This is a genomic window from Pseudomonas sp. Pseusp9 (assembly GCF_059491265.1).
Genome location: NZ_CP168500.1, coordinates 6,431,500 through 6,443,987, shown reverse-complemented (window position 1 = coordinate 6,443,987; position 12,488 = coordinate 6,431,500). Strand labels below are relative to the sequence as shown.

General features: G+C 60.0%; 10 protein-coding genes. 6 read left to right on the top strand and 4 right to left on the bottom strand.

The annotated features are described in order from the left end of the window. Positions 1-11: 11 nt before the first annotated feature. From atpD to glmS, 5 genes are all read left to right on the top strand, one after another. Complete coding sequence (gene atpD, locus ACEN8E_RS29455; RefSeq protein WP_429367699.1) at positions 12-1,388, top strand: F0F1 ATP synthase subunit beta; 1,377 nt, start codon at positions 12-14, stop codon at positions 1,386-1,388. A gap of 45 nt (positions 1,389-1,433) precedes the next feature. Continuing rightward, positions 1,434-1,859 carry a F0F1 ATP synthase subunit epsilon gene (locus tag ACEN8E_RS29450; RefSeq protein WP_007985046.1) on the top strand — a complete coding sequence of 142 codons (426 nt, stop codon included), beginning with the start codon at positions 1,434-1,436 and terminating at the stop codon, positions 1,857-1,859. A 113-nt stretch (positions 1,860-1,972) separates the two neighbouring features. Next, a complete protein-coding gene (glmU, locus tag ACEN8E_RS29445; RefSeq protein ID WP_495590847.1) occupies positions 1,973-3,340 on the top strand; it encodes a bifunctional UDP-N-acetylglucosamine diphosphorylase/glucosamine-1-phosphate N-acetyltransferase GlmU in 1,368 nt (455 codons plus the stop codon). 214 nt (positions 3,341-3,554) lie between these two features. Further along, positions 3,555-4,331: a DeoR family transcriptional regulator gene (locus ACEN8E_RS29440; protein WP_495590846.1), complete on the top strand. Its 777-nt coding sequence runs from the start codon at positions 3,555-3,557 to the stop codon at positions 4,329-4,331. Position 4,332: 1 nt separating this feature from the next. Further along, on the top strand, positions 4,333-6,165 hold the full coding sequence (gene glmS / locus ACEN8E_RS29435) for a glutamine--fructose-6-phosphate transaminase (isomerizing) (protein ID WP_495590845.1): 1,833 nt from the start codon (positions 4,333-4,335) through the stop codon (positions 6,163-6,165). 45 nt (positions 6,166-6,210) lie between these two features. On the opposite strand, the gene ACEN8E_RS29430 is transcribed toward glmS, so the two are convergent. The 4 genes from ACEN8E_RS29430 to ACEN8E_RS29415 are packed head-to-tail and all read right to left on the bottom strand — an operon-like array spanning position 6,211 to position 11,017. Then, on the bottom strand, positions 6,211-7,236 hold the full coding sequence (locus ACEN8E_RS29430; RefSeq protein ID WP_495590844.1) for a DUF2955 domain-containing protein: 1,026 nt from the start codon (positions 7,234-7,236) through the stop codon (positions 6,211-6,213). Continuing rightward, positions 7,226-8,341 carry an HlyD family secretion protein gene (locus ACEN8E_RS29425; RefSeq protein ID WP_495590843.1) on the bottom strand — a complete coding sequence of 372 codons (1,116 nt, stop codon included), beginning with the start codon at positions 8,339-8,341 and terminating at the stop codon, positions 7,226-7,228. Before ACEN8E_RS29425 ends, ACEN8E_RS29430 begins: the two co-directional genes overlap by 11 nt. Next, positions 8,334-9,845 (bottom strand): efflux transporter outer membrane subunit, encoded by a 1,512-nt coding sequence (locus tag ACEN8E_RS29420; protein ID WP_495590842.1) that lies wholly within the window; start codon positions 9,843-9,845, stop codon positions 8,334-8,336. The genes ACEN8E_RS29425 and ACEN8E_RS29420 overlap by 8 nt, the downstream gene beginning before the upstream one ends. 14 nt (positions 9,846-9,859) lie before the next feature. Next, the gene (locus ACEN8E_RS29415) at positions 9,860-11,017 is read right to left on the bottom strand and encodes an AI-2E family transporter (RefSeq protein WP_495590841.1); all 1,158 of its coding nucleotides are present in this window, start codon (positions 11,015-11,017) and stop codon (positions 9,860-9,862) included. Positions 11,018-11,498: 481 nt separating this feature from the next. On the opposite strand from ACEN8E_RS29415, the gene ACEN8E_RS29410 reads away from it, so the two are divergent. Continuing rightward, the gene (locus ACEN8E_RS29410; protein WP_495590840.1) at positions 11,499-12,401 is read left to right on the top strand and encodes a LysR family transcriptional regulator; all 903 of its coding nucleotides are present in this window, start codon (positions 11,499-11,501) and stop codon (positions 12,399-12,401) included. Positions 12,402-12,488 lie beyond the last annotated feature (87 nt).

Genomic DNA, 12,488 nt, shown 5'->3' with positions numbered 1-12,488 from the left:
AGGATCCAGCTATGAGTAGCGGACGTATCGTTCAAATCATCGGCGCCGTTATCGACGTGGAATTTCCACGCGACAGCGTACCGAGCATCTATAACGCGCTGAAAGTACAAGGCGCGGACACTACCCTGGAAGTTCAGCAACAGCTGGGCGACGGCGTAGTTCGTACCATTGCGATGGGTTCCACCGAAGGCTTGAAGCGCGGTCTGGACGTAATCGACTCTGGCGCTGCCATCTCCGTACCGGTCGGTAAAGCGACCCTGGGCCGGATCATGGACGTACTGGGCAACCCGATTGACGAAGCTGGTCCGATCGACACCGAAGAGCGCTGGGGCATTCACCGTCCTGCGCCATCCTTCGCTGAACAAGCGGGCGGCAACGACCTGCTGGAAACCGGCATCAAGGTTATCGACCTGGTTTGCCCGTTCGCCAAGGGTGGTAAAGTCGGTCTGTTCGGTGGTGCCGGTGTAGGCAAGACCGTAAACATGATGGAACTGATCCGTAACATCGCCATCGAGCACAGCGGTTATTCCGTGTTCGCCGGTGTGGGTGAGCGTACTCGTGAGGGTAACGACTTCTACCACGAGATGAAGGACTCCAACGTTCTGGACAAAGTGGCACTGGTTTACGGTCAGATGAACGAGCCGCCGGGAAACCGTCTGCGCGTAGCACTGACCGGCCTGACCATGGCCGAGAAGTTCCGTGACGAAGGTAACGACGTTCTGCTGTTCGTCGACAACATCTATCGTTACACCCTGGCCGGTACCGAAGTATCCGCACTGCTGGGCCGTATGCCTTCGGCAGTAGGTTACCAGCCGACCCTGGCTGAAGAGATGGGCGTGCTGCAAGAGCGCATCACTTCGACCAAGCAAGGTTCGATTACTTCGATCCAGGCCGTATACGTACCAGCGGACGACTTGACCGACCCGTCGCCAGCGACCACCTTCGCCCACCTGGACGCCACCGTCGTTCTGTCCCGTGACATCGCTTCCCTGGGTATCTACCCGGCGGTAGACCCACTGGACTCGACTTCGCGTCAGCTGGACCCGAACGTGATCGGCAACGACCACTACGAAACCGCTCGCGGTGTTCAGTACGTGCTGCAGCGTTACAAAGAACTGAAGGACATCATTGCGATCCTGGGTATGGACGAGCTGTCGGAAGCCGACAAGCAGTTGGTAAACCGCGCTCGTAAGATCCAGCGTTTCTTGTCGCAGCCGTTCTTCGTGGCTGAAGTCTTCACCGGTGCATCGGGTAAATACGTTTCCCTGAAAGACACCATTGCTGGCTTCAAAGGCATCCTCAACGGTGACTACGACCACCTGCCAGAACAAGCGTTCTACATGGTTGGCGGCATCGAAGAAGCGATCGAGAAAGCCAAGAAACTGTAATCCCGGCGCCCGGCAACGGGCGCTAATTTAGGTTGAGGCAATCAGATGGCTATGACAGTCCATTGCGATATCGTCAGCGCGGAAGGAGAAATCTTTTCCGGTCTGGTCGAGATGGTGATTGCGCACGGTGCACTGGGTGATCTTGGTATCGCCTTGGGTCACGCGCCGCTGATCACTAATCTGAAGCCAGGTCCGATCCGCCTGGTCAAGCAGGGCGGGGAAGAGGAGGTGTATTACATCTCCGGTGGATTCCTCGAGGTTCAGCCGAACATGGTCAAGGTTCTTGCCGACACCGTGCAACGAGCTGCCGACCTGGACGAAGCCGCAGCTTTGGAAGCCGTTAAGGCTGCCGAGAAAGCCCTGCATGAGCGAGGCGCGGAATTCGATTACGGTTCTGCTGCCGCACGTCTGGCCGAGGCTGCAGCTCAGCTGCGCACCGTCCAGCAGATCCGCAAGAAGTTCGGCCATTAAGGCAGCACTTGTTGTGTGATTGATTAAAAAGGGTAGCCTCGGCTACCCTTTTTTCTTTTCCGATTTTTACAACCCGGTCGCAGCCGCTGACCGCCCAGGATTGGTAGCCAGTCATGTCTCTCGAAATTGTTATTCTCGCTGCTGGCCAAGGTACGCGTATGCGTTCTGCGTTGCCGAAAGTCTTGCACCCGATTGCCGGCAACTCCATGCTCGGACATGTTATCCACAGCGCCCGGCAACTTGATCCACAGCGCATACACGTGGTGATCGGTCATGGTGCCGATGCCGTACGCGAACGCCTGGCGGCGGATGACCTGAACTTCGTCCTGCAGGATAAACAGCTGGGTACCGGTCACGCCGTTGCTCAAGCGGTGCCGTTCATTCAGTCCGACACCGTGCTGGTGCTCTACGGCGATGTGCCATTGATCGAAGTCGAAACCCTGCAGCGCCTGCTCAAGCAGGTTGGGCCGCAACAGTTGGGCTTGCTGACCGTCGAACTGGATGACCCGACCGGTTACGGCCGTATTGTTCGTGATGCCGCTGGCAACGTTGCGGCCATCGTCGAACAGAAAGATGCCAATGACGCCGAACGCCAGATCACCGAAGGTAATACCGGCATTCTGGCGCTGCCTTTTGCCCGTCTTGGCGACTGGATGAGCCGCCTCTCCAACAACAACGCCCAAGGCGAATATTACCTGACCGACATCATTGCCATGGCAGTGAGCGATGGCCTAGTGGTGGCCACCGAGCAACCGCACGACGCCATGGAAGTGCAGGGCGCCAACGACCGCAAGCAGCTGTCCGAACTGGAGCGGCATTATCAATTGCGCGCCGGTCGTCGTTTGATGGCTCAAGGTGTGACGCTGCGCGACCCGGCTCGTTTCGACATCCGCGGTGAAATCACGGTAGGGCGCGACGTACTCATCGACATCAACGTGATTCTCGAAGGCAAGGTGGTCATCGAGGATGACGTGGTGATCGGCCCGAACTGCGTGATCAAGGACAGCACCCTGCGCAAAGGCGTGATCATCAAGGCCAACAGCCATATCGAAGGTGCCATTCTGGGTGAAGGCAGCGATGCCGGCCCGTTCGCCCGTCTGCGTCCAGGTACCGTGCTGGAAGCCCGCGCGCATGTGGGTAACTTCGTCGAACTGAAAAACGCCCACATGGGCGAAGGCGCCAAGGCCGGTCACCTGGCTTACCTGGGCGATGCCGAGATCGGCGCGCGCACCAACATCGGCGCCGGCACCATCACCTGCAATTACGATGGTGTGAATAAGTGGAAAACCGTGCTGGGTGAAGATGTGTTCATCGGCTCCAACAACTCGTTGGTGGCGCCTGTGGATATCCTCGACGGTGCGACCACGGCGGCCGGATCGACCATTACCTCAACTGTGGATAAGTCCCAGTTGGCAATTGGGCGCGCTCGCCAGAAGAACATCGACGGCTGGAAGCGGCCGGAGAAAATCAAGAAGGGCTGAGTTACCCACAGCCCCCTTGTAGGAGCGAGCGTGCTCGCGATGGACGTGAACGATGACGCATTCTTTCTGGAAGAATGCGTCGCTCTCGTATTTCTCGCGAGCAAGCTCGCTCCTACATGTTATCCACAGCTCTTTTATCGCATTGCGCTTGACGAAGTTTCGCTGATAGGTTTTGATTGCTTCCGTTATCTTTCGAAACGAAACTTATCAACTCATGTCGAAGCGCAACACGCCCCAACGTCGTCACAACATCCTCGCCTTGCTCAACGAGCAGGGCGAAGTCAGTGTGGATGAGCTGGCCAAGCGCTTCGAAACGTCGGAAGTTACGATTCGCAAGGATCTGGCGGCACTTGAAAGCAATGGCCTGCTGCTACGTCGTTACGGCGGGGCGATCACCATGCCTCAGGAACTGGTGGCCGACATTGGTCAGCCGGTTTCCAAGTACAAACAAGCCATCGCCCGAGCCGCCGTCGCGCGGATTCGCGAGCATGCGCGCATCATTATCGACAGTGGCAGTACCACCGCCTCCATGATCCCGGAACTCGGGCAGCAACCCGGTCTGGTGGTGATGACCAACTCGCTGCACGTCGCCAATGCCCTGAGCGAACTTGAGCACGAACCGGTTCTGTTGATGACCGGTGGCACCTGGGACCCGCATTCCGAGTCCTTTCAGGGGCAGGTTGCCGAGCAGGTACTGCGCTCCTACGATTTTGACCAGCTGTTTATCGGCGCCGATGGCATCGATCTGGTTCGCGGTACAACCACCTTCAACGAACTGCTCGGACTGAGCCGGGTCATGGCCGAAGTCGCCCGCGAAGTGGTCGTGATGGTGGAGGCCGACAAGATCGGCCGCAAGATTCCCAACCTGGAGCTGCCCTGGAGCAGCGTCCATACCCTTATTACCGATGAACGCCTGCCGCTTGAGGCTCGCGATCAGATTCAGGCCCGCGGCATCACTTTGATTTGCGCGGCTGTCAGTCAGGAGAAATAGCATGTGTGGAATTGTCGGCGCAGTCGCAGAACGTAACATCACCGCCATCCTCGTCGAAGGCCTGAAACGCCTTGAATACCGTGGGTATGACAGCGCTGGCGTGGCGGTCTACACCAACGATGAAAAACTCGAGCGCCTGCGTCGTCCGGGCAAGGTCAGTGAGCTGGAGCAGGCATTGGCCGCCGAGCCTCTGGTCGGTCGCCTGGGCATCGCCCACACGCGCTGGGCAACCCACGGCGCACCGTGCGAGCGCAATGCCCACCCGCATTTCTCCGGTGACCTGGCAGTGGTGCACAACGGCATCATCGAAAACCACGAAGCCCTGCGTGAACAACTCAAGGCCCTGGGTTATGTGTTCACCTCGGACACCGACACCGAAGTCATCGCGCACCTGCTGAACCACAAACTCAAGGATCTGCGCGATCTGACCGTGGCCCTCAAGGCGACCGTCAAAGAGTTGCACGGTGCTTATGGCCTGGCAGTGATCAGCGCACAGCAACCGGATCGCCTGGTTGCGGCCCGCAGCGGCAGCCCGCTGGTGATCGGCCTGGGCCTGGGGGAAAACTTCCTGGCGTCCGACCAGTTGGCCCTGCGTCAGGTCACCGACCGCTTCATGTACCTGGAAGAAGGCGATATCGCCGAAATCCGCCGCGACAGCGTGCAGATCTGGGACGTTGACGGCAAAGCCGTCGAGCGCGAAGCCGTGCAATATCGCGACGGTGCCGAAGCCGCTGAAAAGGGCGAGTTCCGCCACTTCATGCTCAAGGAAATCCACGAGCAACCATCCGTGGTGCAGCGCACCCTGGAAGGTCGCCTGAGCCAGAACCAGGTTCTGGTACAGGCATTCGGCCCACAAGCGGCCGAGCTGTTCGCCAAAGTGCGTAACGTACAGATCGTCGCCTGTGGCACCAGTTACCACGCCGGCATGGTCGCGCGTTACTGGCTCGAAGAGCTGGCCGGCATTCCGTGCCAGGTCGAAGTCGCCAGCGAATTCCGCTACCGCAAAGTGGTGGTGCAGCCGGACACCTTGTTCGTGACCATTTCCCAGTCCGGTGAAACCGCCGACACCCTGGCCGCGCTGCGCAACGCCAAGGAACTGGGCTTCCTCGCCAGCCTGGCGATCTGCAACGTCGGCATCAGTTCGCTGGTGCGTGAATCGGATCTGACCCTGTTGACCCAAGCCGGTCGCGAAATCGGTGTGGCATCGACCAAAGCCTTCACCACGCAATTGGTTGGCCTGTTGTTGCTGACGCTTTCCCTGGGGCAGGTTCGTGGCTCTCTGGCCAAAGGCGTCGAAGCGACGCTGGTCGAAGAATTGCGTCGTTTGCCAACCCGTCTGGGCGAAGCGCTGGCCATGGACAGCACCGTGGAAAAAATCTCCGAGCTGTTCGCCGAGAAAAACCACACGCTGTTCCTCGGCCGTGGCGCGCAGTTCCCGGTAGCAATGGAAGGGGCGCTCAAGCTCAAGGAAATCTCCTACATCCACGCTGAAGCCTATCCGGCCGGCGAGCTGAAACACGGCCCGTTGGCGCTTGTGGATAACGACATGCCAGTGGTGACCGTGGCGCCAAACAACGAGCTGCTGGAGAAGTTGAAGTCCAACCTTCAGGAAGTCCGCGCCCGCGGTGGCCAGTTGATCGTCTTTGCTGACGAGAAGGCCGGCATGACCAACGGTGAAGGCACCCACGTGGTGCACATGCCGCACATCCACGACATCCTGTCGCCGATTCTCTACACCATCCCGCTGCAGCTGCTGTCGTACTACGTTGCCGTCCTCAAAGGCACCGACGTTGACCAGCCGCGTAACCTGGCGAAGTCGGTCACCGTGGAATAAGTTATCCACAATGAAAAACCCCCTTCTCAGGGGGTTTTTCTTTTTCTAGGCGGAAGTAATGCGCCGTTGCCGCCGCATATCGAGCAAATGCACCATCGCACAGGCATACAAGGTCACCAGAATGAACAGGCCCATACGGATGGCGAAGGCGGTGTAGACGTCCTTGCCCGCCGCACTGTCCTGTACCGATTGGCCGAGCAGAATGATCAGGGTCGCCAGACTGTTGAGCCAGAATCCTGGCGGCTGCCGGGTCCGGGCCAGGCCGTAGAGTTTTCTGGCCACCAGCAGGCCGAACAGCAGCATCCACAGAAAGAACATCCACAGGTTGACGAACAGGCTCAGCGCGCACCAGAAAACAATCGCCATCACGCCACCGAGCAGGGTCGAGCCGAGCAATTCCTGGCCGGCGGTGCGGGCGCTGGTGGCGCAGCTTTGTTGGCCGAGGCTGACGGCTTTCATGATGATCGGCAGGTAGCTGGCCGGGTCGATCATGGCCAGCAGGAAAGTCGGCAGCACCACCAGCGTGGCACGCAGCGCCAGCCAACCGCTTTCGGTTGGAGAAAGATTCGGGCCGGGTTTGGCCGCTGGGGCGCTGGCGGGGTCGGGAAACAGCCAATGGCTGATGGTCAGCGTCGAGACTGCCAGGAACAGGCCCTTGACCAGGGCCACGATCACCTCAAGCGCCAGGGCGAATTCAGCGGTTCCGGCCGCGCTGATCAAGGTCAGGCCCACCACCAGGAAAGTCGCCACCAGCGGGTTGCCGCCGCGCAGGCCATAACCGAAGGCCAGGAACAGGCATAGCCCGACCAGCAGTACACCACTGAACGGGTAGTAACGCAGCAGGGGAATGAGCAGCAGGCCGGTCCCGGTGGTCAGCATAAGGATCAGGATCAGGCCCAGGCTGGCCTTGAACGGCAACGGCCGGTTCATCGCTGCCAGCATCATCAACGCCAGCATTGGCGCAAGGAACGGAATAGGCAAGGCCAGACCGAAGCTCGCCGCCAGGCACAGCGCCGTGCCGAAGCCAAGGCGCAGGGCGCGCTGAACGCGGGCCGGGCGCTCAATACGCATAGGACATCCAGCTCATCAGGCGCAGGAACAGGCGACCCGGAAGGTTCAGCGGGTTACCTTCACTCGGGAACGCCATGACTTCGGCCTGGCCGCCGGCACGGATGCCCTGCGGACTGGTCAGCTCACCCGGTTCGAACTCGATGATGACCGGAAATCGCTGGGCAGGGCGTAGCCAATCGCGGCTGTTCTCCACTTTCGGCAGGCTGCCCGGCTGGGTGCTCTGACCGACTTCGACGCCATAGCCGACGCTGCGTACATGGCCTTTGAAAATTTTCCCCGGCAGCGCGTCGAGGACGATGGACACCGGTGTCCCGGGCTGGACGCTTCCCAGGTTGTTTTCGGTCATGTCGGCGCTGATCCAGACATCGTGGATCGCGATCAGGGTCATCACCGGCGCTCCGGCGGCGGCGAACTGGCCGACATCGGTGCGCAAATCGGTGATCAAGCCGGCCGAGCGCGCGTGGACTTTCGTGTTGCTCAAGTCCAGCTCGGCTTTTTCAAGGTTGCTGGCGGCGCTGAGCAACTGGGCGTTCTCTGCTTCATTGCCACCCTGTTGTTCGCGTGCACGTTGCACTTCAGCCTTGGCCGCGGCGACCTGGCTGATGGACTCCTCCAGGGTGGCGCGGGATATTTCCAGGCGTCGCAGCGAGATGGTGCCCGGGTCTTCGCGGTACAGGCGTTCGAGCCGCTGGATGTCCTGGCGTGCCTTGAGCTCATTGGCCTGGGACGCGCGCAGTGACGCTTGCTTGGACTCGACACCGGCAGTGTTGGCGCCGACCTGGCGGCGGGTCGACTCAAGGTCGGCGCGGGCGCGATCGACGGCAATCCGGTATTGCTCCGGATTGACTTCAAACAGCAATTCGCCGGCCTTGACGTCCTGGTTGTTACGCACGTGCACCTGGGTCACCCGGCCGGAAACCTCAGCTGCCACCGGCACAATGAAGGCCTGTACCCGTGCCTGTTGCGTGTAGGGCGTGTAACGGTCGGCCATCAGGTACCAGACCAGGCTCAGGATGATCAGCAGTACCACCCAGTTGATCGCTTTTTTGGCTGGGTCGGCGGCAGGTACCGAGGCGTTCTCGACCGGTTGTTGGCTGTCATTCATGGGCACTTTCCTTCGGTTCGTCGAGCAGATCGCCCCAATCAGTCCGTTGTTGCATCTGTTTGCGGGTGGCCGGGTCGAGCATCGGCTGGTCGCTGTACCAGCCGCCGCCCAGAGCCTTGTACAGGGCGATCAAGCTGTTGACGGCGGTGCCACGGTTGACCAGGTAGATATCCTGTTGGGCAAACAGGGCGCGCTGGGCATCCAGCACGCGCTGGAAATCCGAATAGCCTTCGCGGTATTGGGCATTGGCCAGGGTCACCGAACGTTCGGCGGCCACCGATGCATCGCTGAGGATCCGGTCGCGCTCCAGTGCCTTGATCAAGCCGGTCGCGGCATCGTCCGCCTCGCGTGCGGCCTGGCGCACGCTGTCCTGGTAGATAACGATCAACTGCTGCAAGCGCGCATCCTGCACGCGAACGTTGTTGGTGATCCGGCCATGGTCGAAGATGTCCCAACGCAAACTGGGGCCAGCCACCAGGTCGAGGGTGTTGGACGCACCGTTGAGCGAGCTGGCGGACCAGACGATGCTGCCCAGCAGGCTGATGGATGGGTACAGGTCGGTCTCGGCCACGCCGATCAACGCCGATTGCGCCGCCACTTGCAGCTCGGCAGCGCGAACGTCGGGGCGCCGCACCAGCAGGTTGGCCGGCACATCCTGCAGGACCGCGGTATCCAGCAGCGGCACCACGCCGGTGTTGCGATCCAGGTCAGGGATCGAGCCGGGTGGCTGGCCGATCAGGGTGGACAACGCGTTGCGCAAGCTCGCCACCTGACTCTCGAAATCCGGGATGGTGCTCAGGGTGCCCAGGTACTGGGTCTTGGCCTGTTGCAGATCGAGTTCGGCTTCGGCCCCGCTTTTGAACAGGCGCTCGGTGATCTCGTAGCTGCGTTTTTGCAAGGTGGCGTTACTGCGGGCGATCTGCAGGCGTGCCTCGGCGGTGCGCAGGGCGTAGTAGGTTTGTGCCAGTTGTGCGTGCAACAGCACCAGGACATTTTCATAGTTGGCCTGGGCGGCAAACCAGGATGCGTCGGCAGACTCGATGGCACGGCTGAAGCGCCCCCAGAAGTCCAGTTCCCAACCGATATCGAAACCGGCGCTGTATTGCCAGAAATGCGTGTCCTGAGGGTTGGCCCCGCCCGATTGCCGACGGTTCACGTACAGGCTGTCGGCGCTGGCCTGCTGCAATTGCGGGTAGCGTCCACTCAGGGCAATGCCCAATTGCGCGCGGGACTCCATGACCCGCAGGCCAGCAACCTGCAGGTCGGCGTTGTGGGCATCGGCTTCGGCAATCAAGTGGTCGAGGACCGGATCGTCGAACACATGCCACCATTGGCGGCTATCCGGTTGTGTGCGTTTTTGCCCGGCGATTTCCAGGGCCGGGCTGTTCCAGTGCTCGACCCAGGGCTGGGCCGGTGACTGGAAATCCGGACCCAGTTGCACGCAGCCCCCCAGGACAACGGTCCCACAGATCAGCAGCCGGCTGATGCGAGCAGGGCGTGGCATCAAGCGCAAACTCCTCAGAGGGGACGCTGCTCGTTCTTTGCCTCGATTTGCGGTGTTTCGTTCAATGCCTCGATCAAGGGGGGCTCGTTCTGTACCTCGGCAGACGGTTGATCCTGCACCCATTGCCAGAACAGTTGGTAGCCCACCGCCAGCGCAACCGGCCCGATGAACAAACCAATGAAGCCGCCGCTCACCATGCCGCCCAGGGCGCCGATGAGAATCACCGGCATCGGGACATCGACGCCACGACCCAGCATCAACGGCTTGAGGACGTTGTCGGCCATCCCGGCAATCAGGCTGTAGATGCAAAACACAATGGTGGCCAGGCTGGTCCCTTCAGTGGCGAAGACATAGGCGATCACCGGCAGGGTCACCAGCAGCACTGGCAATTGCATGATCCCCATCAGCAGCGCAACCATCGCCAGCAGGCCGGCACCGGGCACGCCCATGAGCACAAAGCCCACGCCCACCAGCAGCATCTGGATAAACGCGATGCCCACCACGCCTTGGGCGACCGCACGGATGGTTGCCGTGCACAGTTCGGTGATGCGTGGGCCGCGCTCAGGTCCGGAAAGGCGCGAGGTGATGGCCAGTGCGCTTCTTTCGCCGTTTTCGCCATAGGCCATGAGCACACCGGCAATAATCAGTGCTCCGATGAACAACAGGAAGCCCACGCCAACGTCGGCCATTTTGCCCAACAAGGTCAGGCCGACGGACTTGATATATGGCATCAGCTTCATCAGCACGCTGCTCATATCGGTGGCAGCTTGCATCCAGTAGCCATAGAGCGGCTTGCCAATGAGCGGCAAGGAAGCGATTTTTTCGCTGGGGAGCGGAATCTGCAGCGTATCGGACCTGAGGATCGCCAGAGCGCCCTGTACCGACTCACTGATCGAAGTGCCCAGCAGGTAAATCGGCACCATCAGCAGGGCAAGGGCGACTACCACGATAAGCGTGGCGGCATGCCCATCCTTGTTGACCAGCTTGCGCTTGATGAGTGCATGCAGCGGATACAGGGTAATGGCCAGTATCATCGCCCAGAGCATGAGGTTGAGGAATGGGTGGAAGATCTGGAAGCAAAACAACACCAGCACGGTAATCAGCCCGGCGCGTATCAGTACATCGAGCAAACCACCGGACAGTGCTCTTGCGGAAATGTTTGTGCGCAACATTTTCGAACTCCTTTCGGTGTCACCAGGTTAGCCAGCCAGTTGAAGTTCACTTTTCCGACTCAATGAATTCTGGAAGCTGCATTGGTGGGCAGCTGTCCAGGCGCCAGCAACTAACGCCTTATTTCATATAGGGAAAATTCAACGAGGTACCTACCAAGACTAAATAGGTAACAAGATGGTTTGTAGTATAGGAGCAGTCGTATATTCCGCCTGTTTACACAGGCTGGAACGCTGCTGCAGTGGATGGCGTCCGCTGACGAGTCAATGCCTGAAACGAATGGAAAGCCGAGTCAATGGCGCCTTCCCTCCGCCAGGCACTAGCCGCTGCAGCGAGCGATTCCGGATAATTGCGAACAGTCGCACCCGTCGCAAGAAAATAATCCTCAATAATTCTCAATTTCCCCAACTATGTTGTTGAACGCCTGCATTTAACATTCGGGCCTTCGGTTGTGATTTATCTATCTGAAATGAGGACATGCCCATGGACCGCTTCCAGGAAATGCAGGTCTTCGCTGCCGTCGCCCAGGAACAGGGTTTTTCGGCGGCGGCGCGGCGCTTGGGTCTGTCGGCGGCCAGTGTCACCCGAGCGGTGGCGGCGTTGGAGACGCGCATTGGCACGCAACTGCTTACGCGCACGACGCGTAGTGTGTATTTGAGTGAGGCCGGTCAGCGATACCTGGAGGACTGTCGGAGAATTCTCGCCGAGGTGCAGGAAGCCGAGGACTCGGCAGCGGGCAGCCACATCCATCCACGTGGGCAACTGACCATCACCGCTCCGGTTTTGTTTGGCGAACTGTTTGTCACGCCGCTGATGGTGAGCTACCTGACGCAATTCCCTGAAGTCTGCATCAATGCGCTTCTGGTGGACCGGATCGTGAGCGTGGTCGAGGAGGGCGTCGATGTGGCCATCCGCATTGGCGAACTCCCTGACAGCAATCAGCATGCGATCCGCGTGGGTGACGTGCGGCGGGTGATCTGCGCCTCGCCACAGTTTCTTGCCAGCCATGGTCGGCCCAGGCATCCACAGGAACTGGCCCAGGCGCCGATCATTGCAACATCGGCCATAGGCCAGTTGCGTAGTTGGCCATTCATTGAAGACGGCGAAACCTTGAGTGTGCGGGCTGAACCGCGGCTGGTGGTGACGGCGAATCAGGCTGCCATCACGGCGGCCAGCCTGGGGTTGGGCTTCACCCGGGTGCTGTCTTATCAGGTTGCGAGCAAGGTGGCTGCCGGAGAGCTGGAAATCATTCTGGCGGACTTCGAACTGCCGCCGTTGCCCATCCACGTGGTCTATCAGGGCGGACGTAAAGCACCGGCCCGGGTGCGCAGTTTTGTTGATTTCGCGGTGAACACGCTGCGCGAGCATCCGGCGCTCAAGCATTGAGTTATTTCACCCGGTGAAATAATGGATTGCGTTTGCTGGTGATTCTGTTGTTTTGGTCGAGGGTAGAAGATACGCCCCATCTTTCCC

What these genes read in the sequence shown, in the direction of transcription:
- ACEN8E_RS29430 (WP_495590844.1), bottom strand. Translation starts at nt 7,236, where the DNA reads ATGCGTATTGAGCGCCCGGCCCGCGTTCAGCGCGCCCTGCGCCTTGGC.
- ACEN8E_RS29425 (WP_495590843.1), bottom strand. Translation starts at nt 8,341, where the DNA reads ATGAATGACAGCCAACAACCGGTCGAGAACGCCTCGGTACCTGCCGCC.
- ACEN8E_RS29440 (WP_495590846.1), top strand. Translation starts at nt 3,555, where the DNA reads ATGTCGAAGCGCAACACGCCCCAACGTCGTCACAACATCCTCGCCTTG.
- ACEN8E_RS29410 (WP_495590840.1), top strand. Translation starts at nt 11,499, where the DNA reads ATGGACCGCTTCCAGGAAATGCAGGTCTTCGCTGCCGTCGCCCAGGAA.
- ACEN8E_RS29415 (WP_495590841.1), bottom strand. Translation starts at nt 11,017, where the DNA reads ATGTTGCGCACAAACATTTCCGCAAGAGCACTGTCCGGTGGTTTGCTC.
- ACEN8E_RS29420 (WP_495590842.1), bottom strand. Translation starts at nt 9,845, where the DNA reads ATGCCACGCCCTGCTCGCATCAGCCGGCTGCTGATCTGTGGGACCGTT.
- glmU (WP_495590847.1), top strand. Translation starts at nt 1,973, where the DNA reads ATGTCTCTCGAAATTGTTATTCTCGCTGCTGGCCAAGGTACGCGTATG.
- atpD (WP_429367699.1), top strand. Translation starts at nt 12, where the DNA reads ATGAGTAGCGGACGTATCGTTCAAATCATCGGCGCCGTTATCGACGTG.
- glmS (WP_495590845.1), top strand. Translation starts at nt 4,333, where the DNA reads ATGTGTGGAATTGTCGGCGCAGTCGCAGAACGTAACATCACCGCCATC.
- ACEN8E_RS29450 (WP_007985046.1), top strand. Translation starts at nt 1,434, where the DNA reads ATGGCTATGACAGTCCATTGCGATATCGTCAGCGCGGAAGGAGAAATC.